This is a genomic window from Nocardioides massiliensis, assembly GCF_030811215.1.
Taxonomy (GTDB): Bacteria; Actinomycetota; Actinomycetes; order Propionibacteriales; family Nocardioidaceae; genus Nocardioides_A; species Nocardioides_A massiliensis.
This window is the reverse complement of the sequence record NZ_JAUSQM010000001.1, coordinates 1453624-1474212: the sequence shown is the minus strand read 5'-3', so window position 1 is coordinate 1474212 and position 20589 is coordinate 1453624. Positions and strand designations below refer to the sequence as shown.

The 20589-nt window shown below is 72.8% G+C and carries 16 protein-coding genes; 3 read left to right on the top strand and 13 right to left on the bottom strand.

Annotation, left to right across the window (positions count from 1 at the left end; translation table 11 throughout):
- Positions 1 to 23: 23 nt before the first annotated feature.
- The 13 genes from J2S59_RS07330 to J2S59_RS07270 form a co-directional block, all read right to left on the bottom strand.
- Positions 24 to 1427, bottom strand: coding sequence for a TIGR02679 family protein (locus tag J2S59_RS07330; RefSeq protein WP_306824966.1), 1404 nt, complete (start codon positions 1425 to 1427; stop codon positions 24 to 26).
- Positions 1424 to 5536, bottom strand: coding sequence for a TIGR02680 family protein (locus tag J2S59_RS07325; protein WP_068121045.1), 4113 nt, complete (start codon positions 5534 to 5536; stop codon positions 1424 to 1426). The genes J2S59_RS07330 and J2S59_RS07325 overlap by 4 nt, the downstream gene beginning before the upstream one ends.
- A complete protein-coding gene (locus J2S59_RS07320; protein WP_220138459.1) occupies positions 5533 to 6780 on the bottom strand; it encodes a TIGR02678 family protein in 1248 nt (415 codons plus the stop codon). The genes J2S59_RS07325 and J2S59_RS07320 overlap by 4 nt, the downstream gene beginning before the upstream one ends.
- Complete coding sequence (locus J2S59_RS07315; RefSeq protein ID WP_306824965.1) at positions 6777 to 8354, bottom strand: TIGR02677 family protein; 1578 nt, start codon at positions 8352 to 8354, stop codon at positions 6777 to 6779. Before J2S59_RS07315 ends, J2S59_RS07320 begins: the two co-directional genes overlap by 4 nt.
- Before the next feature lie 67 nt (positions 8355 to 8421).
- Positions 8422 to 8745 (bottom strand): HepT-like ribonuclease domain-containing protein, encoded by a 324-nt coding sequence (locus J2S59_RS07310; protein ID WP_281366736.1) that lies wholly within the window; start codon positions 8743 to 8745, stop codon positions 8422 to 8424.
- A complete protein-coding gene (locus J2S59_RS07305) occupies positions 8742 to 9059 on the bottom strand; it encodes a nucleotidyltransferase family protein (protein WP_068120768.1) in 318 nt (105 codons plus the stop codon). Before J2S59_RS07305 ends, J2S59_RS07310 begins: the two co-directional genes overlap by 4 nt.
- A gap of 81 nt (positions 9060 to 9140) precedes the next feature.
- On the bottom strand, positions 9141 to 10175 hold the full coding sequence (hemB, locus tag J2S59_RS07300; protein ID WP_181641952.1) for a porphobilinogen synthase: 1035 nt from the start codon (positions 10173 to 10175) through the stop codon (positions 9141 to 9143).
- Positions 10172 to 11872 (bottom strand): bifunctional uroporphyrinogen-III C-methyltransferase/uroporphyrinogen-III synthase, encoded by a 1701-nt coding sequence (locus J2S59_RS07295; protein WP_370871478.1) that lies wholly within the window; start codon positions 11870 to 11872, stop codon positions 10172 to 10174. The genes hemB and J2S59_RS07295 overlap by 4 nt, the downstream gene beginning before the upstream one ends.
- Positions 11873 to 11981: 109 nt before the next feature.
- Complete coding sequence (hemC, locus tag J2S59_RS07290) at positions 11982 to 12956, bottom strand: hydroxymethylbilane synthase (RefSeq protein ID WP_068120766.1); 975 nt, start codon at positions 12954 to 12956, stop codon at positions 11982 to 11984.
- Positions 12953 to 14251 (bottom strand): glutamyl-tRNA reductase, encoded by a 1299-nt coding sequence (locus J2S59_RS07285; RefSeq protein ID WP_068120764.1) that lies wholly within the window; start codon positions 14249 to 14251, stop codon positions 12953 to 12955. The genes hemC and J2S59_RS07285 overlap by 4 nt, the downstream gene beginning before the upstream one ends.
- Positions 14248 to 15000 carry a redox-sensing transcriptional repressor Rex gene (locus tag J2S59_RS07280; protein ID WP_306825454.1) on the bottom strand — a complete coding sequence of 251 codons (753 nt, stop codon included), beginning with the start codon at positions 14998 to 15000 and terminating at the stop codon, positions 14248 to 14250. Before J2S59_RS07280 ends, J2S59_RS07285 begins: the two co-directional genes overlap by 4 nt.
- Positions 15001 to 15267: 267 nt before the next feature.
- Positions 15268 to 15573 (bottom strand): glutaredoxin family protein, encoded by a 306-nt coding sequence (locus tag J2S59_RS07275; RefSeq protein ID WP_068124443.1) that lies wholly within the window; start codon positions 15571 to 15573, stop codon positions 15268 to 15270.
- The gene (locus tag J2S59_RS07270; RefSeq protein ID WP_068124441.1) at positions 15570 to 17174 is read right to left on the bottom strand and encodes an AMP-binding protein; all 1605 of its coding nucleotides are present in this window, start codon (positions 17172 to 17174) and stop codon (positions 15570 to 15572) included. The genes J2S59_RS07275 and J2S59_RS07270 overlap by 4 nt, the downstream gene beginning before the upstream one ends.
- A 158-nt stretch (positions 17175 to 17332) precedes the next feature.
- Here J2S59_RS07270 and J2S59_RS07265 point away from each other — a divergent pair, with 158 nt between their 5' ends.
- From J2S59_RS07265 to J2S59_RS07255, 3 genes are all read left to right on the top strand, one after another.
- Positions 17333 to 18205, top strand: a complete 873-nt coding sequence (locus J2S59_RS07265) for an HAD family hydrolase (protein WP_068124439.1) — start codon at positions 17333 to 17335, stop codon at positions 18203 to 18205.
- Between the two features lie 186 nt (positions 18206 to 18391).
- On the top strand, positions 18392 to 19198 hold the full coding sequence (locus tag J2S59_RS07260; protein WP_306824964.1) for a sigma-70 family RNA polymerase sigma factor: 807 nt from the start codon (positions 18392 to 18394) through the stop codon (positions 19196 to 19198).
- A 139-nt stretch (positions 19199 to 19337) separates the two neighbouring features.
- The gene (locus tag J2S59_RS07255; RefSeq protein WP_068123881.1) at positions 19338 to 20564 is read left to right on the top strand and encodes a DUF5667 domain-containing protein; all 1227 of its coding nucleotides are present in this window, start codon (positions 19338 to 19340) and stop codon (positions 20562 to 20564) included.
- Positions 20565 to 20589: the final 25 nt, after the last annotated feature.

Here is a 20589-nt window from a genome sequence, read left to right as displayed (position 1 = left end):
CGGGACGTCATACATCTTCGGCGCTATACCTCCGGAGGCGTATGACGTTGCCCGACCGGCGCAAATCCCAAGAGGTCGTCGGCGAGCAGGTGCGCCACCGCCTCTTCCTCGACGGCCAGCCCGCGCTCCGCCATGACGATGGCGAGGTCCGGGTCCCACGGCGCGTCAGCGGGCGAGCCGACCAGGGGGCGGGAGAGCGACCACCGCTCGGCCGCGGCGAGGTAGTCCGCCGACTGATACCTCCACGGCGTCCACTGCACCCGTTGACGCACGGCGCGGGCGATCCGCAGACCAGGCCAGTCGAAGTCACCGTGATAGAGGCAGACCGCGCCCCCCGCCATCAGTTGCCGCAGGAGTTCGATCACCGCGGTGCTCGGCTGTCCCGCCGTGCAGACGAGGACCGGCTCGGCGCCGCGCGCGTCGTCCGTGACCCACCGTCCGGCGACAACCTCCACGACCGTCGGGTTCTCGCACACCCAGACGACAGCACCCGGTGGTAGCGGCCGCACCCCGCCGGACCGCACCTGGTCGAGTGTCAGGACGAGTGGGGTACGAGCGGCACGCATCGCCTCGAGCGCGGTGGCTGTCGCGGTCGCGCGCACCGATAGCGGATGTGTCGATGGCTCCCCATGTCCCGGGACTCCGAGACAGAGCACTGTCGAGGCGACGGACGACAACACGATCCCGACGGCAGCCCAGGTGTCTCGCGCCGAGGAGGCTCGCTCCCCTTCTGGGTCGCATGGCCCAGGTGCCTGGGCTCCCACCGCTGCGCCGATCACCGCGACCGCCAATCGGCCGAGCGGCCTGGACTCGTCGAGGGCATGGGCATCCCCCAGGGTGCGGCGGGCGAGCATCGCCAGCGGCTCGGACGAGGAGGGAAGGGAGTCCAGGACGGCGGCGAGCTCCCCAACGAGCCGCTGACCGACCTCCGGTCCGGTCGGCACGCCGAGCCGTGCCGCCTCCGCACGCGCCGAGCGTTTCAACCCGCCGGCTGCACACCAGCTCGCCCACCAGAGGGCGAGACCCGGGAGCCGACCAGCCACCCCGTCGAGCCCTGACTGCGCCTGCGTCCAGCGCGCATCCTCCTCCGCTCGCCGCGCTTGCGGGTCGACGATCGGCCCGGTGAGCGTGGTCACCGCATCGGCCAGCCCCGCCGGCCACGGCCCGCGGCGAAGGACATCCTCGAGCACAGCGAGATCAACGCTGATGCTTCCGGCGGATCGGCGTGGCCGCCCCACGAGCCGTACCACCGCGGCGCGCTGCTCGGCCGTCGGATCGGCCAGCCGTACGGCGCCCGCCAGTGGCTTCCCGGCCGCCGCGAGGATCCGGGCGCGCACCCGGTCGAGGATCCACGCCGTCTCCGGTACGCCGAGCAACCGGTCCAGCACCGCGCGGTCGCCCCCACCGGTCTGCTCAGTCCCGCTCATGCGAACAGTGACTCGTCGGTCTCCGAGGCGACCGCCGCCCCTCCAGCGCGCGCCGCGTCGTCGACGTCCGCGACCCGTTCGCGCAGCCGACCGTTCCAGCGCCAGCGCGTGACACCCACAGCGTCGACCCCCTCCACCCGCGACAACTGGGCGATCGCGAGGCCGGGCACCTGCGGGTAGCAGCCCCACTCACGCTCGCTGGTCATCACCACGTCGAGATCGAAGGTCGCGAGCAGACCCAACGACTTCGCTCGCGAGTCGTCATCCACGCCCGCGAACGCCTCGTCGAGCAGGATCAACCTCGGGGCGTGCGGGGCGGCTGAGTTGTAGTGCGCAGCAGCCGCTGCGAACAACGGCACCGAGACCGCCAGCGCCTTCTCCCCGCCCGACGCCGGGCCGGCCGCGGAGCGCCACTGACCGTTCTGCCAGCGTTCGACGACGAAGTCGTGCCAGTGCCGGTAGTCGAGCGCCCGTTCCAGGTGTTCCTGCCAACTGCCGGCGGGATCCGTCTGCCGCACCTCCGCGATCCGTGCTTGCAGGAACTCGCCGATCGCCGCTCGATCGGCTGGGGCCCAGGTGGCGTCGGAGCGCACCAGCAGGTCACGGACCGCGCGCAGCCCCGGCGGACCGTCGGCACACTCGCGCCACCGCACCCGCAGCTGCATGCCGGTGGAGGTCTTGCGTGCCGCGAGTTCCCGATTCATCGCGTCGAGCTGGGTGTCGGCCGCGTGCAGCAGTTCGTGGAGGTGACCGGCGACCTCGTCGACCAGATAGGTCTCGAGGATCTCCCGCTCGCGGGCGCTGAGCAACCGCTCCCGGTCGGCCACGTCGTCGGCCAGGCGCTTGGCGAGCAGATCGACGTCGGTCTCCTCAGAGCGGTAGCGCACCCGGGCAACCATCACGTCGCCCTGCTGCAACATGGAGGAGGTGTGGCCGTGTCGGCTCATCTGCGCAGCCAGCTCGGTGGATGCCCGTGAGACCCGCTGCTGTGCTCTGCCCCAGGCGTCGTCGGACTCGTCGACGTCCTCGAGCAACTGCTCGGTGGCGCGCGCCAACGCCAACGCCGTGGTGACGTTCCAGTCGACGTGGTCCTCAGGACGCTCCATCTCTGGGAGCGCCACCCGGAGCAGTCCCGTCTGGACGAACCCGCGCAGCGTGCCCACCACGACGGCCCGCTCCTCAGCAACTTCTTCGCGCCGCCGCCCGAGATCCTCGACCTTCTGCTCAAGCCGGGCGCGCTTCTCCCCGGCATCCATCCGGTGCTGCACCAGCCGCTCGATCTCCTGCTCCACATCGCGGGCCGCGGCGCTGACCTCCGCAAGTCGCGCTTGCAGCTCGGCCACCGAGGCGCCGACGGTCTGCTGCAGCTCGTCCGCGCGCGAGCGCCGGGCCACCGCCTCGGCGCGTGCCGTGCGAGCGTCCTGCTCTGCGTCGTTGGCGATCCGTGCAGTCTCCTGCGCTCGCTCATCAGCCGTGCGCCGCCCGCTCGCCGCCGCAGTTGCCATCTCCGTCGCACCGCGCAGCTCGGTCAGGGCGACCTCGTAGGCCGCTACCGCCTCCCCCAGATCGTCGAGCTCGGCGGCGGTGCTCCCGGTGCCGAGGTCCGCAGCTGCCTCGGCAAGCTCGTCGGCCGCACGTTCAGCCGTCGTGGCCGCGGCCTCCCATGCTGCCCGCGCGCCGTCGACGGCCACCTGTGCGCGCTCGAGCTCGCGGAGGGTATGGGCGACACCGTCGTGAGCTGCGGCCACGGCGCGCTCGGCCGCGGCGGGATAGGCGCTCTCTTCCCGCCGGGCCTGCGTGATCTGCTGCTCGGCAGCGCTCGCACGCGCCTGGGTTGTGATCAGATCCTGCTCCTGCTCCCCCAGCTGGACGGCCAGACTCTCCAGCAAGAGCCGTCGGTGCGCCTCGCGAGCACCGGCACCGATGTGCTCGGCGCGGGCTTTGCTCCACGAGCCGCGTGCCGGGCCGGCACCCCAGCCGCCCGAGAGCTCGATCCACAACGCCGCGCCGGAGTCCTCCCCCAGACCGATCCGCTCCAGCACGTCGGTCACGAGCTGCGCGCCGACGCCGCTGTCCGGGTCGATCGCCGGCACAAGCAGACCAGCCAGGCTGCGCTCCACCGACCCGCTGCCGGTGGAGGCGAGCACCACGTCGTCTCGGGCCTGCACGGTGCCGTCAGGGAAGACCCACGCGTCGAGGAGACCGGCCGACTGCAGCGCCGCCTCAAGGCCAGCGCGGTCGGCGTCGGCAACGTCAGCGGCGAAGTCCACCAGTCGCCACAGCGGTGCGCCGGGTGCTGCGGCACGGGCCCCCGGGTCACGGGCGGGCGCGAGGGCGGGCGCCGGGTCACGACCACCTTCGAGCTCGGCGATCTCGCTGCGCGTCTGCGCGAGCAGCTGCTCGATCCGACCGGCCTCATGGTCCGCCTCGGCGGCGGCGCGGCTGAGGCGGTCGACGGTCTTCCGGGCAGCGACATCGAGGGCGGAGCGTAGCGGTGACTCGGCCATCGGGGAGCGGGCCCAGTCCTCAGCGTGGTCGAGAAGCTCCTCGACGGTCGGCTCGGGCCGGATCACGACGAGCTGGGCGACGTACGCCCGCGCGGCGTCGCGATAGGCGGCGACGTCCGCGTCGACGCGCTTCTCCGCCGCCCGGACGTCTTCGGCGCGGCCCGCTGCGGTGGTCTCCGCCGTATCGAGCGCAGCGCGCTGCTGTTCGGCCTGCGCGGAGGCGAGCTGCGCCGCGGCGAGCAGGTTACGGACGTGCCTGACCTGTCCGCGCCGGCGGTCCAGCGCGGTGCGTGCGGCGTCGGCGTCGTGGGCGATCCCGGGATGGTCGGGCGCCAACCCCGCCCGTCGTGCCGATGCGAGCGCCGCGTCGTCATGGCCGCGCGCCGCCGCTGCCGTCTCCTCGGCGCGGCGGGTCGCGGCGTCAGCGGACGCCTGCTCACGCTCGGCGCGTTCGCGCGCCACCCGAGCCGCGGCTTCGGCCTGGTCGGCGATCCTGGTTGCCTTGTCGGCATCCTCGGCCGCGGCGTGCAGGCGCTCGGCGTCGCGCATCTCGGGGCTGGTGCGGAGCGCCTCCTCCTGGCCCGCCAACTCACCGCGGCGCTCGCCGGTCGCCCTCTGCGCGGCCTCGAGGGTGACTTCGGCCGCGCGGGCGCCGTCAAGTTCCCCCTCCGCCTGGACCAGGTCGCGTCCGGCGTGCTCGTAGGTGGAGTTGGCCACCCGGACCGCAGTCGTGTGCCGACGGGTGGCGACCTGGGCATAGGCGCGGTAGTGGCGCAGGAAGTCCCCGGCCGCGGCGAGCGTTTCCTTGCCGTCGGCGATCCCCGCGCGCTCCTCCTCCAGCGAGCGGAACGATTCGGCGACGTCGGCTAGGACCGCTTGGTCCAGCGGGGCGAGCGCTTCGGTGAGGGCGGCCGACAACGCCTTCTCGTCGGGCCGCTTCGACAGCTGAGGTTGGCGCAGCCCGATCAGCAGGTCCACGAGTGCGGCGTAGCGCTCCTCGCCCAACCGGAAGAGCGCCTCGTCCACCGCGCGCCGGTAGCCGTCGCGGGTAGGCAGCACCTGTCCGTCGGCCCCCAACTCGTCATTCAGGCGCTCGGCGCTGAGGACCGTGCGAGCGGGGTCGAGGAGCCGCAGATCCCCGATCCGACGCGACGTCAGGAAGTACCAGTGCTTCACGATGCCGCGACCCGCCGCAGCCTTGAGGCCGAGGCCGAGCGTGAGGAAGTGCGCCGCGCCCTCCTCGTCGCGGCGGCCGAACTCGAGCCAAGTGTAGCCAGTGCGCTCGCTGTGCGGGTGGGCGCCGCCGAGCAGGAGGTTCCACTCCATCTTCTTCTTCGGGTCGGCGTCCGGCTCCACGCGCCGCGGCTGGAGCGAGCCGTCGAGGAGCAGCGGCAGGGTCAGCGCGAGCACCTTCGACTTGCCGGTGCCGTTGTTGCCCCTCAGGAGCAACCGACCGTCGTGGAACCAGAACTGCTCGTCGTCGTAGTGGAACAGGTCGACCAGACCCAGCCGGAGCGGTTGCCACCGCAGCGTGCTGGGCTGCGGCAGTCGATCGACATCCGCGTCCTGCGGTGTGAGCCACGCGGCGTCGTCGCCGTTCATCGGCGTCTCCCTTCATGGACGGTCGGTCGGGTCACGGCGAAGCGTGCCAATGCCGGAAGCGGGTGTACGACGGTCTCGGCATCGCCGCGGTCGACGCGGACCAAACCGAGTCCCACCAGGCGGTCGAGCGCGTCGGCGACGATCGCATTCTCCGCGCCGGGCTCCCGGGTGCTCCTGCGCCAGTAGGCGGCATGGTCCTTGGCCAATCGCTTGGCCAGTCTGCGCAGCGCCGTCAGCTCGACCGCCCCGTTGGCTGCCAGGTGCTCGGCCAGCAGGAGCGTGGCATGTCCGTCGGTGCCCTGCTCGGGCATCCGCCGGTCGGTCAGCTGGTCGTCGGGGTCGACCAGGGCGATGCCCTCGGCGCGCAGCTCTGGGACGAGACCGGTCGCTTCGCCCAGCCGCCGTGTGAGCCCGACGCGTTGACTGACCAGGTAGGCGCGTTCGTCTGCGGGGAGGTCGTCGTAGTAGACGACCGGCTCGAGCAGCAGTCGCCGCGAGACGGCGTGCCGAAGCTGGCGGTTGGTCTCGTCCTCGGTGTAGGCGGTCGGGGGCGCGTGGAGGGCTGCTTCGATCTTGTCGATGCGCGGGGCGGGTCCGAGCGCGGCTGCCACGAGACCCGGGCTGTGTGCCGTGGACAGCATCGCGGCCAGCACCCGACGATCGACGTCGTAGAGCGCGTCGCCGCTGCCGGCGGCGTAGGACTCCTCGTCGCCGGCCACCCGCGCCAAGACGCCGTGGTCGAGGAGCAAGCGGATCGCCGCGACCAGGTCGGAACGCTCCTCGCGGTTGCCCAGGGTGAACTCCACGCTCTCCAGGCCCGGGAGCGTCGCCACCAGCACGAGCTCCTCGGCCAGCCGACCGAGCGCGATCTGCGGGTCAGAGCGCTCGAGCACGGCCAACGTCAGGCACAGCAGGACGTAGCGGCGCCGGGTGAACGGCGGATCGCCCTTGCGGGCACGTGCCGGTTGACGTTCGGCGATGGCGACCGACGTCGGTCCGTCCGCGATGGCCGACATGAACAGCCGGACCGTCTGCGGCTCGACGACCAGCCGCCAGCCGGTCTCGCGCTGGCACCACTCGCGCAACCAGTCGGCGTGCCGGCGCGCCAACCGGAAGAGCTCGCCGTCGGCCTGGGCCCGCAGCACGGGGCGCAGCAGCAGCGCCCGCAGGGCGCGGACCCGACCGTCGACGTCGTGCTCCGCCAGCGTGTCCGTGATCCGGGAGCCGAGATCGAGGACACTCACGGTGCACCATCCATAGCACCGTCGGCTGCGGAGCCGATCTCGACGAGGTGGTCGGGCCCGACGAGTTCGCCGTCGGGTGTCGAGATGACGGCGAGCCTCGCGCCCGGCGTCCGGGTGAGGGTGACGGTGAGCGCTCCGTCGGAGGTGTGCACGGCCGCGGTGTCACCGGTCGGCCCCAGCGCCGCGAGCGCGTCGCCGAGCAGAGCGAGGAACAGCCGGAACGCCTCGGGGTCAAGCACGCCGAACGCCGACAGCGGCTTGGGACCACCCGTGAGGATCCGTCGTCGCGCGGCAGCGGTCTGCTCGGCCTCGCGGCGGGCGCGCTCGGCCAGCAGCGCTCGGGCCTTGGAGCGGTCGGCCACGCGCGCCGGCTTGCCGCGCCGCTCGTAGGAACCCGTGCGTCGCAGCTGGGGGCTGATCTGCACCGCAGGTGCGTCGGCCCACGCCGTGGCGTTGCCCAGCACACCTTCCTCCCACCTGGCCCGGGTCTCGGCCGTCACGCTCAGGTGCCGTACGGGCGTCAGGCCGAACGCCGTACGCCACAGCCGGTGACGGTCGCCGTCGTCGGGCAACGTGGCGAACCACCGCGCCAGGGTGATGAAGTCCTGGGTGCGGTCGGTGCGTCCACCTGATCGCTCGTGGAGCGAGCGGACCACAGCCAACAGAGCGGGGATGGCGGCACGTGCGCGGGCACGCAGGAGCTTGGCCTCCGACTCGCGTCCGGGTGTGCTGACGAACCACTCGGAGAGCCCCGACCATTGGCGCAGCCACGTCTCGCGGGCCTCCGTGCGCACCAGCGCGGCCTCCCCCGGAGCCGCGTCTCTCGCCTCACGTTCGGCGGCGATGGTGGCCAGGCGCTCCACGGTCGTCGGGGTGACGGCTGCGAGTAGATCGGCGATCGCAGCCCCGCGGACGAGCAGATCGTTGATGAACCGCTCGAGGTAGTCGATCAACTGCTCCTTGTAGGCCAGGAACGCCTCGACATCGGCGTCATGCAGGTCGAGGGTCCGTTGGATCGATCCCATGAAGGCCACCGCGTTCTCAGCCAACTCGCTGAACCGCTCCCGCAGGCTCCGCAGCGTCTGGTGCACCACGGCCAGATCGGGCTCGCCACCGGGTGCCACCGTGAGGTCGCGCAGCCGCGTCAGCAGCGCGACGATGTCCTCCAGCGCGACCGACTGCAACGCACCCCGACTGCCCAGGGCCGCGTCGTAGGCCGCGAGCGCGCGTTCGGCGGCTTCGCCGGGCCGCGACATCTGGTAGAGCATCCGGCGTCGGTAGAAGTCCTCCACCGCGGTGACCCGACTGGAGTCGGGAAAGGCCAGCACGTTGCCCCAGCTCGGCTGGGCCAGACGTTCGAGTGCCTCGGCCACCGCTTCCTCAGTGACCGGATCACCGCCGTCGCGGAGCAGGGCGGCGTACACCTGCTCGGCGCGGACGTGGACGGTGAACCGCTCCTTCTCCCGCATGAGCCCGCGCATGACCCGTCGATAGAGCGCGGCATTCGGCGCGGCCAGGTAGGCGAACGGTCCGTACGTGCCCGCGCCACCCTCGTCCGGTGCGGAGTCGATCACGCCACGGGATCATTCCACGCCGGTCCGACAGTGCGCTGCTGTCCGCCGCCTGCACCGGTCGCGATTCTCATCCAATCTCATTGACCGCCTCGGCCAGCAACGTGAGATGGTTGGTCACCACGTCGTGGATCAGGTCGGGGTCCACCCGGAAGTACTCATGCACCACCACGTTGCGCAACCCGGCGATCGACGCCCATGGAACCTCGTCGTGGGCAGCCTTGATCTCGGTCGGCAGGGCCTTCACTGCTTCGCCGATAACCGCCAGGTTTCGCAGGACGGCGTCGTACGCCATCGCGCCGAGCTCGGGCGAGTCCAAGTACTGCTGGTAGGATCGGCAGCGGTCGATGGCAGCTCGAATGTCGGCGAACCGCTGGTGCCGTGTCCGGCTCACACTGCCTCCGCTTCGGCCACCGCGGTCGCGGAGACCTCCTTCCGGAGAAGGCTCTCAGCAACGACATCCACCCTCACTCCGAGCAGATCGGAGAGCTCCTCGGACATGCCAGCGACGCGCAGCAACTCGTTGCCCGCATCTGGAACCAGATCCACGAGCAGATCGACGTCGCTGTCCTCGCGGGCGTCTCCGCGAGCAACCGAACCGAAGAGCCGCGGATTGGTGGCGGCGTACCTGCTCAAAATGGCCGACACCTGTTCACCATGCTGCTCCAAGACAGCGCGAAGTCGCTGAGCAGCTGCGGTGGTGGTCATGGATCGAGAGTACGTCCGAACCTCGGGCACTCAGCAAGATGTCATACACCTCTGGGGCTATAGGTCGCCGGACGTATGACGTCAGCGCAGGAGCCGCGCGACCTCGAGCGCCCAGTAGGTCAGCACGATGTCGGCGCCCGCGCGCCGGATGGAGACCAGCGACTCCAGGATCGCGGCCTCGCGGTCGATCCATCCGTGGGCGGCGGCGGCCTCGAGCATGGCGTACTCCCCCGAGACCTGGTACGCCGCCACGGGCACCGGCACCGCCTCGGCGACGCGCTGCAGCACGTCGAGGTAGCCCAGCGCGGGCTTCACCATCACCAGGTCGGCGCCCTCGGCGACATCGAGCAGGGCCTCGCGCACGCCCTCGCGGGCGTTGGCCGGGTCCTGCTGGTAGGTGCGCCGGTCGCCGACGAGGCTGGAGTCGACCGCCTCGCGGAACGGGCCGTAGAACGCCGAGGCGTACTTCGCGGCGTAGGCGAGGATCCCCACGTCCGTGTGGCCGGCCGCGTCGAGCGCCGTGCGCACGACCCCGACCTGGCCGTCCATCATCCCGCTCGGCCCGACGAGGTCGACGCCGGCGTCGGCCTGGGCGAGCGCCATCGCGGCGTACGCCTCCAGGGTCGCGTCGTTGTCGACCGCACCGCGGCTGTCGAGCAGGCCGCAGTGCCCGTGGTCGGTGAACTCGTCGAGGCACAGGTCGCTCATCACGGGCAGCGCGTCACCGACCTCGGCGACGACGTCGGCGATCGCGACGTTGAGGATTCCCTGCGGGTCGGTCGCCCCCGAGCCCACCGGGTCCTTCGACGCGGGCACTCCGAAGAGCATCACCCCACCGAGACCCGCCTCCGCGGCCCGGACGACCTCGGCGCGCAGCGAGTCGCGGGTGTGCTGGACGACGCCGGGCATGCTCGCGACCGGCCGCTGCTCGGTCGCGCCCTCGGCGACGAAGACCGGCAGCACCAGCTGCTCGGGCCGCACGTGGGTCTCGGCGACCAGCCGCCGCAGGGCAGGGGTACGCCGCAGGCGGCGCGGTCGGACCGTGGGGAAGCCCCCCGGCGCACCCGCCGCGCTGGCGAACGGGCCGGGGGTCCCTGCGGTCGAGGCGTCGGTCACGACGACGACTTGGCCTTGCGGCGCCCGGCCGGCCGGCGCTCGGACGGCTTCGTCACGGGCTCACCGGCCTCGATCAGCGACAGCCGACGGGTGGCACCGAAGTCGGCGAGCGCCTCCACCAGCACCTCGACCGACGGCTTCGACGCCATCACGTCGACGCGCAGGCCGTGCTCCTCGGCGGTCTTCGCGGTGGCCGGCCCGATCGCGGCGATCACCGTGGTCGGGTGCGGCTTGCCGGCGATGCCGACCAGGTTGCGCACCGTCGAGGACGAGGTGAACACGACCGCGTCGAACTTGCCGCTTTTGATCGCCTCGCGCACCGGCGCCGGCGGCGGAGCGGCCCGCACGGTGCGGTAGGCGGTCACGTCGTCGACCTCCCAGCCGAGGTCGATCAGACCCGCGACCAGGTTCTCGGTGGCGATGTCGGCGCGCGGCAGGAAGACCCGGTTGAGCGGGTCGAGCACCTCGTCGTACGGCGGCCAGTCGGCCAGCAGCCCGGCCGCGGACTGCTCACCCGAGGGCACGAGGTCGGCGCGCAGGCCCCACGCGGCGATGGCGTCGGCGGTCTTGTCGCCGACCGCGGCGATCTTCAGCCCGGAGAAGGCGCGGGCGTCGAGGCCGTACTCGTCGAACTTCTCCCGCACGGCGCGCACGGCGTTGACCGAGGTGAACGCGACCCACTTGTAGCGACCCTCGACCAGGCCGTGGATGGCCTTGTCCATCTGCTGGGGGTTGCGCGGCGGCTCGACGGAGATGGTGGGCACCTCCTCGGGCACGGCACCGTGGCTGCGCAGGCTGAGCGTCAGCGACGCAGCCTGCTCCTTGGTGCGCGGCACGAGCACCCGCCAGCCGAACAGCGGCTTGGTCTCGAACCACGACAGCGCGTCGCGCAGGTCGACCACGTCGCCGACGACGATCACGGCCGGCGGCGTCATCCGCGCCTCGCGGGCGTCGGCGGCGATCGAGGCGAGGGTGGAGATGACGGTGCGCTGGTCGGTGGTCGTGCCGACGCGGGTCATCGACACGGGGGTGTCGGCGGAGCGGCCGGCGCTCATCAGCGCCTCGGAGATCTCCGCGATCTGTCCCACGGCGGAGAGCAGCACGAGGGTGCGGTCGTCGGCGTACTGCTTCCAGTCGACCTTCGCCTCACCGCAGGTGACCACGGCGACCTCGCGCTGGGTCTTGGTGGTCAGCGGGATCCCGGCGTACGCCGGCACCGCCGTCACGGCCGACACGCCCGGCACGATCTCGAACGCGAGGCCGGCCTTGGCGCACGCCTGGGCCTCCTCGGGGCCGGAGGCGTAGACGAACGGGTCGCCCGAGATCAGCCGGACCACGCGCCGCCCGGTCTTGACCTGCTTGACGACGACCTTCGCGCGGGCCGCGTGGGTCAGGGGCTGACCGTCCTCACCGAAGCCGCCGTCGACGAACTCCGGCACCTCGCCGGCGCCGACGACGACGCGGACGAGGTCCTCGTGGCCGGGCACCTCGGTGATGACGATCTCGGCGGAGCGCAGCAGCTCGACGGCACGCACGGTCAGCAGGTCCGGGTCGCCCGGACCACTCCCGACGAACGCCACCCGTTGCGGCACCACCTTCGGCGTACTCGTCCTCGCCGCGCGCGGGGTCTTCGTGTCAGGGGTGGGCTCCGCCGCGGGCTGCACGGCGGACACGGTCTGGGTTGCCTGCTTGGTCACGTCGCCTACTTCGTCGAGTGTCGTCACTGCTGGTGGCAGTGCCTGGGTGGTGCTGGTGCTTCGGACTGGTGATGCGGGTGCTGGTGGGAGGCCGGATCCCCGGCCCGGGTCAGGGCGTGCCCGGCGGAGCGTCGCCGGAGGTCAGGTCGTTCATCAGGTCTGCGGCGCCCTCGTCGAGCATGGAGGCGGCCAGCTGGGCCCCCACGTCGTACGCCGAGGCGGGGTCGCCGTTGGCGGAGCGACGGATCGCGACGGACCCGTCGGGAGCCAGCACGACCGCGCGGATCCACAGCTCGTCGCCGTCCTCGCCCTCGGCGACCTCGGCGAGCGCGCCGACCGGGGCGGAGCAGCCGGCCTCGAGCACGGCGAGCACCGCGCGCTCGGCCGTCACGGCGGCCCGGGTCGCGGCGTCGTCGAGGGCGGCGGTGATGGCCGCGGCACGCTCGTCGTCGGCGCGGCACTCGACCGCGAGCGCACCCTGCCCGGGGGCGGGCAGCATCTGCAGCGGGTCGAGCACCTCGGTGGCCTCGTCGGCGCGGCCGATGCGGGAGAGCCCGGCACGAGCCAGGATGATCGCGTCGAGCTCACCGTCGCGGACCTTGCCGATGCGGGTGTCGACGTTGCCGCGCAGCTCGCGCAGCTCCAGGCCCAGCCCGAGTGCGGCGAGCTGGGAGCGCCGGCGCGGGGAGCCCGTGCCGACCGTGCTGCCGGGCGGGAGCTCACCGAGGGTGAGACCGTCGCGCGCGATCACCGCGTCGCGGGGGTCCTCGCGGACCGGCACGGCAGCGAGCACGATGCCCGGCGCCGGGGCGGTCGGGATGTCCTTGAGCGAGTGCACGGCGATGTCGACCTCACCGGCGAGGAGCGCCTCGCGCAGCGCGGAGACGAACACGCCGGTGCCGCCCATCGAGGCCAGCGGCGCGCGGGAGATGTCGCCGTGGGTGGTCACGTCGACGAGCTCGGTGGGTACGCCGAGGGCGGCCGTGATCGCGTCGGCGACATGGCCGCTCTGGGTGCGTGCGAGCCGGGAGGCGCGGGTGCCGACGCGCAGCACCGCGGTCTCGCTCGACAGGGTCTGGCTCATTCGTCGATCCCCTCCACACGCGTCACGGCCTCGACGGTCTCGGGGTCCAGGGCGAACAGCTCGGCCAGGGCGGCCGCGTAGGAGACCGCCCCCGACCGGTCGGCGAGCTCCTTCACCCGCACCGTCGGCTGGTGCAGGAGCTTGTCGGCGACCCGACGGATGGTGTGCTCGACCTCGCGGCGCGCGTCGAGGTCGAGGTCGGGCAGGCGCGAGCCGAGGCGGTCGATCTCCGCGTCGACGACGTCGGTGGCCATGGAGCGCAGGGCGACGACGGTCGGCGTCACGCTGGCGGCCCGGCGGGCCCGCAGGAAGGCGGCGACCTCCTCGGCCACGATCTCGCGCACCTGGGTCACCTCGTCGGTGACGGCGGTGCCGCGCAGGTCCTCGGCCAGCCGGGCGAGGTCGATGAGGGAGACGCCCGGGACCAGCGCGACCTCGGGTTCGATGTCGTGGGGCAGCGCCAGGTCGACCAGCACGAGCGGGTCGGCGCGGTCGGTGCGGGCCTCGACGACGGTGGTCGCCGCGAGCACGGTGCTGGTCGCGCCGGTGCAGGACACGACCACGTCGGCGTCGGCGAGCAGGGCCGGGATCCGCTCCCACGTGCTGCCACTGCCGCCGTACTGCTCGGCCAGGCGCACCCCGCGCTCGGCGTCACGGTTGACGACAGTGAGGCCCTCGACGCCCAGGCGGTTGAGCGTGGCGACCGCGAGCGACGACATGGCGCCGGCGCCGATCACCAGCGCCGTACGCCCGGCGAGGGGACCGAGGAGCTCCACGGCCCGCTCGAGCGCGGCGCTGACCAGCGACGGCGCGACCCGGTCGATGTCGGTCTCTGCGTGCGCGCGCTTGGCGACGCGGAACGCCTGCTGGAACAGCACGTTGAGGGTCGAGCCGACCGAGCCGTGCTCCTGGCCCACCCGTAGCGCGTCGCGTGCCTGGGACAGGATCTGGCCCTCCCCGAGGACCATCGAGTCCAGGCCGGACACGACGTGGAAGAGGTGGGCGACGGCACCGTCGTCGTAGTGGACGTAGAGGTGCGGCAGCACGTCCTCGGTGGGGACGCCGCTGCGCTCGCACAGCAGCCGGCTCAGCGTCTCGACGCTGCCGTGGAACCGGTCGACGTCGGCGTAGACCTCGAGCCGGTTGCAGGTCGCCAGCACCGTCGCCTCGGTGACGTGCTCGCAGCCCAGGACGTCGTCGAGCAGCTTGCCGACGCCGTCGCCGTCGAGCGCGAGCTGCTCGAGCACCGCCACGGGCGCACTCTTGTGGGAGACCCCCAGCACCAGGACGCTCACGCGATCACCGCCTTGCCGGCATCGGGGACCGGGACGGCCTCGACCTCGACCTCGGCGGGCCCGGCGGCGGCACCGTCGACGATCTGGCCGAGCGCCTGCTGGGCCTTGCGCTGCTCGTGGAAGGCCAGGATCTGCAGCTCGATGGAGAGGTCGACCTTGCGCACGTCGACCCCCGCCGGCACCGCGAGCACGGTGGGCGCGAAGTTGAGGATGCTGGTCACGCCGGCGGCCACCAGCCGGTCGCAGACCTGCTGGGCGGCGTCCGCCGGGGTCGCGACGACGCCGATCGCGACGCCGTGCTCGGCCACGACGGCCTCGAGGTCGTCGAAGCCGCGGATCGGCAGCCCGGCGACCTGCTCGCCCTGCCGGGCCTCGGCGGCGTCGAGCAGGGCGACGACGCGGAACCCGCGGGAGCGGAAGCCGGAGTAGTTGGCGAGCGCATGGCCGAGGTTTCCGATCCCGACGATGACCACGGGCCAGTCCTGGGTCACGCCGATCTCGCGCGCGATCTGGTAGCGGAGGTACTCCACGTCGTAGCCGACACCGCGGGTGCCGTAGGAGCCGAGGTAGGAGAGGTCCTTGCGCAGCTTCGCGCTGTTGACCCCGGCCGCCGCAGCGAGCTCCTCGCTGGAGCAGGTCGTCGTGCCGGCGTCGGCGAGGGCCGTGAGGGCCCGCAGGTAGACGGGCAGCCGGGCGACGGTCGCCTCCGGGATCGCGGCGCCACCGGCGGCCCCACCGGTCCCCGGCAGCGGCGCGGACTCCGGGGTCGACGCCCCGCTCGCGCGCACCTGGGGTGCTGTCCTACGTCCTGCGCTCACGTCTCTCCTGGCCGTGCGAGGGGCCCGCTCGTGCGGGCGGTCAGCCTCACGGGGGCAGGGGAGAAGGCGTGCAGCAGCCCGGCCACCGGAGCCTGCGGTCATGTCACTGTAGGAGTTTGTGAACGTGAGAACAAACCGGTGGAGCCCGGGGGCTAGCACAGGTGACATCTCTCACCCGCACCGGGGGTACGCCGCCTGCTATGCCCGTCGGCGCCACCACCGGCGCCGCTCCGGCCCACCCGCGAGCGCCGCCCGCAGCCGGTCGGCATCGACGCGCCAGAAGTCGTGCTGGCGTCCGTCGACGAAGGTCACCGGGATCTCGTCGTGGAAGCGCTCGAGCAGCCCCTCGTCGCGCGCGGCGTCGCTGGTGATGTCGACGGTCTCCCAGGTCTCACCGAGCTCGCCGCACACGGCCGCGACCACGGCGATCGCCTGGTCGCACAGGTGGCACCCGGGACGGGTGTAGACCCGGACGCGCGCCGACGAGGCCTTCTCCGCGCTCACGCCAGCAGGTCCAGCTGCTGGCGCCGGATCGCCGCCCGCAGCCGGCCCTTCGCGATCTTGCCCGTCGCGGTCCGCGGCAGCTCGGCCACCACGTCGTAGGCGTGCGGCTGCTTGAACCGCGCCAGCCGCTGCTCGGCGTACGCCCGGGCCGCCGCGAGCACCTCGTCGGCATCGCGCCCGTCGTCGAGGCGGAGGTAGGCGCGCACCGCCTCGCCGGTCTCCTCGTCGGGTACGCCGAGCACCGCGGCCTCGGCGACGCCGTCGACCTCGGTGAGGACGTCCTCGACCTCGGAGGGATAGACGTTGAACCCCGAGACGATGACGAGCTCCTTGAGCCGGTCGACGAGGTAGAGCACCCCGTCGGGGTCGAGGTAGCCCACGTCGCCGGTCGCCCACCAGCACTCGGCGTCGGGGCCGTCCGCGCCGTCCGGCCAGTAGCCGGAGAACAGGTTGTCCCCGCGCACGAGGATCTCGCCGGGGTCCCCGGGCACGGGTGCCTCGCCGGTCTCCTCGCGCAGGCTGATCTCCACCCCGGGCAGCGGGGCGCCGACGGCATGCGCCGGGGGCCGCTCGGGCGTGACGCGGGTCGAGGTGACCACCGGTGCGGCCTCGGTCAGGCCGTAGCCCTGGTGGACGGGCAGGCCGGTCCGCTCCTCGAACTCCGCCATCACCTCGGGCGCGAGCGGCGCGGAGCCCGACAGCACGAGGCGTACGCCGCTCAGCCGCTCCGCGACCCGGTCGAGCCGACGCCAGTAGCCGAAGACCGGCGGCGCGACGGGCAGGACGGTGACCCCGTGCCGCGCGATCACGTCGAGGCATGCGTCTGGCTCGAACTGGCGCACCAGGACGACGGTGGCGGCCTCGCGCAGCACGCCGCCCAGGACGGCGTTGAGCCCGTAGATGTGGAACAGCGGGAGTACGCCGAGGACACGGTCGTCGGGGGTGATGAGCCGTGGCTCCACGGCGGCTGCCTGCTCGAGGTTGGCCAGCAGGGCGCGGTGCGACAGCATCGCGCCCCGTGGGCGTCCCGACGTCCCGCTCGTGTAGAGCAGCACCGCCAGCGTCTCGGGGTCGCGCGGCGGCGGATCGGTCAGTGGCTCGTCGGAGGCGAACCCGGCCCAGCTGCACTCGCCCGCCCCGGCCGTCGGGTCGGGCTCGGTGTCGACGAGCGCGACCACCGGGGCGACGGCACCGTCGCGCAGCCGCCCGTCACCGTCGGCGATCGCCTCGCCGTAGCCCGCCACGGCCTCGCGTACGGCGGGGGCGGTCGCGGCCTCAGCGACGACCAGGCGCGCACCGCTGTCGGCGACCATCGTGCCGATCTCGGTCGGGGTCGCCCGCGGGTTGAGCGGGACCGCGACCATGCCGGCACGCAGCACCGCGAGGTAGGCGGTGACGAAGTCGGGGGTGTTGCCCAGGCACAGCGCGACCCGGTGGCCCGCGACCAGCCCGGCCTCGCCGAGCCCGCGCGCGTGGCGTCCCACCGCGTCGGCCAGCTCGGCCCAGGTCGTCTCCTGGCCGGTGTCGGCGTCGAGGAGGGCGGTGGCGTCGGGCGCGCGCTCGACCGCGGCGGTGAGGAGCGCGGCGAGGTTCGCGGCCATGGAGCGAGTCTGGCACAGGCGCCCCCCGCCCTGGACGTCACACGTCAGCGGGGCTATAGCTCCCGGAGCGCATGACGCCCCGCGGGAGCGTCATACGTCCGCCGGGCTATATCTCCGGATTCGTACGACGTCCCGGGTGCGGGCTCTAGTCTGACGGCGTGCACCCCCACCGGACCCCCAACCTGCGCCGGCGCTCGACGCTGGCGGGGCAGGCGGCGGCTGCTGCCGCCGAGGTGGAGTCCGCGCTGTCGGTGGCGCCGGATCCCACGGCTGCGGCGTTCTTCGACGTCGACAACACCGTCATGCAGGGCGCCTCGATCTTCCACCTCGCCCGCGGACTGCACCGGCGCGACTTCTTCACGACGCGCGAGATCCTGGGTGCGGCGTGGAAGCAGGCGTACTTCCGCTTCGTCGGGGTCGAGGACCCCGAGCACATCGAGGCCAGCCGCGCGTCCGCGCTGGCGTTCATCGCCGGTCACACCGTCGCCGAGCTCGAGGAGCTGGGCGAGGAGATCTTCGACGAGGTGATGGCCGAGCGCATCTGGCCCGGCACCCGAGCGCTCGCCCAGCTCCACATCGACCAGGGTCAGCGCGTGTGGCTGGTGACCGCCGCCCCGATCGAGATCGCCCGGATCATCGCCCGCCGCCTCGGGCTCACCGGCGCGATGGGCACCGTCGCCGAGCACGTCGACGGCGTCTACACCGGGCGGCTGGTCGGCGACCTGCTGCACGGACCGGCCAAGGCCGAGGCGATCCGCGCCCTCGCCGAGCGCGAGGGGCTCGACCTGGAGCGCTGCTCGGCGTACTCCGACTCCTTCAACGACCTGCCGATGCTCTCGCTGGTCGGCGACCCGTGCGCGATCAACCCCGACTCCCGGCTGCGCGACCACGCGCGGGCGCAGGGCTGGCGGATCCGCGACTACCGCACCGGCCGGAAGGCCGCGCGGGTCGGGCTGATGGCCGCCGCCGGCACCGGTGCGCTCGCGGGTGCGGCCGCCGCCGCGACGACGCTGCGGCGCCGGTTGCGGTAGCCCGAAAACGCCCGGGACCTCACGGTTTTCCTCATGTTCTGACCCGCGGGGCCGATCCGAGGCACAATCGGGTCACCGGCGTGACCCGGGTGGAAGTAAAGAATCCGCATCGCCCTCTGGTCAGGCCGACGGTTGCCCCTTACCGTTGAGTAGGTTTCCGGCGGGAGGGTCGGAGAGGGAGAGACGATGTACACGCGCGCCGCGGAGTTCCGGCGGGGGTTCACGACCCTGCGCCGGGCCCTGCGTGTCGCCGCCGACGGCGGCGATCCGTTCGCACCCGGCTTCGCCATGGCCACCGGGCCGGCTGGCGCGTCGCCGTTCGGCACCCCCCGCCTGACCCGCCCCCTGCTCAGCGAGGCCGCGGCGCTGTCCCAGCTCGCGATGGAGCCCCCGCGCCGCGAGGACGACTCCGCGATGGCGGCCTCCTCCGAGGTCGACGAGGCGCAGGGGCAGCGCCTCATCGCGCTCGTCGAGCTCGCCCGCGGCGGCGACGCCGAGGCGTTCGGGCTGCTCTACGACCACTACCACCCGTCGGTCTACCGCTTCCTCTACTACCGCGTCGGCTCGGTGGCCCTGGCCGAGGACCTCACCTCGGAAACGTTCTTCCGCGCGCTGCGCAGCATGAGCACGTTCCGCTGGCAGGGCAAGGACTTCGGCGCGTGGCTGATGACGATCGCCCGCAACCTCACCGCCGACCACTACAAGGCCGGCCGCACCCGCCTCGAGCAGGCCACCGAGGACATGGGCGACCTCGACACGAGCACCGAGGGCCCCGAGGGCGCCGTACTCCAGACCCTCACCAACGAGGCGCTGCTGGAGGCGCTCGGCAAGCTGCCCAAGGAGCAGCAGGAGTGCCTGATCATGCGGTTCCTGCAGGGCATGTCCATCGCCGAGACCGCCAAGGTGCTCGGCCGCACCGACGGAGCGATCAAGCAGCTGCAGCTGCGCGGGGTGCGCAACCTGGCCAAGCTCCTGCCGGAGGGCCTGCGATGAGCACCCACGACCGCACCGCATGGCAGGCGCAAGGTTCGGGCAAGCACCAGGGGTGTGCCGTAACTTTCCGCGTTCGGGCCTCGTTGGTCCTGATAACCGCCGCATCCCTCCCTGCGGCAACTACGACAGGACACGTGCGATGAACTCCCGGTTCCTGGCGCGACGAAGCGCCGAGGACTTCGCCCACGGACTGGACGCGCTCGAGCGCGACCAGGCCGTCGATGAGCGTGCCGACGCACACCTGCTCGAGCTGGTGGGCGCGCTGCGTTCGGCCGAGGCCCCGGCTCCACGTGCCGCCTTCGTCAACGACCTCCGCGAGCGCCTCATGGTCGAGGCCGAGGCGACGCTGTCGCCGCAGTCGGCCAAGCTCAGCCTCCCGCCGCGCACCCGCGGCGTCCGCGAGCGCCGCTTCGTCGCCGCAGCATCCGTCGCGGTCCTCCTCGGTGGCTCCGCGACCATGGCGGCCGCCGCCCAGGACTCCCTGCCCGGCGAGGCGCTCTACCCGATCAAGCGCGGCCTCGAGCAGGCCCGCTCCTCCCTCACGTTCAGCGAGGACGGCAAGGGCCACCGACTGCTCGAGCGCGCCACCGGCCGCCTGGCCGAGGCCTCGCGCCTGGCCACCGACCGCAGCGGCATCGCGCTCGAGGAGCGCATCCGCGCCACGCTCGACGACTTCGAGGCACAGACCCGCGAGGGCACCGCACTGCTGCTCGCGTCGTACGCCGAGACCGGTGACGCCGCCGACGTCGAGACGGTGCGCGCCTTCCTGGCGACCTCGCTCGGCAGCCTCGACGCGCTGACCGACCTGCTGCCCGCCGAGATGCACGGCCAGCTGTCCGACCTCGCGATCCTGCTGCGTGACATCGACGACGAGGCCGTGAGCGTGTGCGGCGACTGCGGCCCGGCCGACGTCCTCGAGCTGCCCGCCACCTTCCTCGCGTTCGGCGAGGTCAAGCAGGCCCTCGAGGCCACCGACAGGGCCGGCGACACGCTGGGCAACAACCACCCGGTGCGGCCCGAGGTCGAGATCGAGATCCCGACGCTGCCGACCGTCCCCGCGCCCGACCGTCCGGGCACGGGGCAGCAGACCCCCGCGCCGCCCGCCCAGAGCGAGCAGCCCGACCCGGCGCCCGCGCAGCCGGCCCCGCCGTCGACCGAGGGCGCACCCCCCAAGGGCCTGATCTCCACCGTCGTCGACATCCTGCGTCAGGGCCAGAACGCCACCGCCAAGCCCAGCGGCACGCCCAAGGGCGCGGAGGAGACCCCGAAGCCGGGTGCACCGACCGCCTCACCCACCGAGAAGCCCCTCACCAACCTCGGCGAGTCCCTCGGCGACCTGCTGGGCTCGCTGCTCGGCGGCAACTGACTGAAGCCACCCGCGCAACGTCATA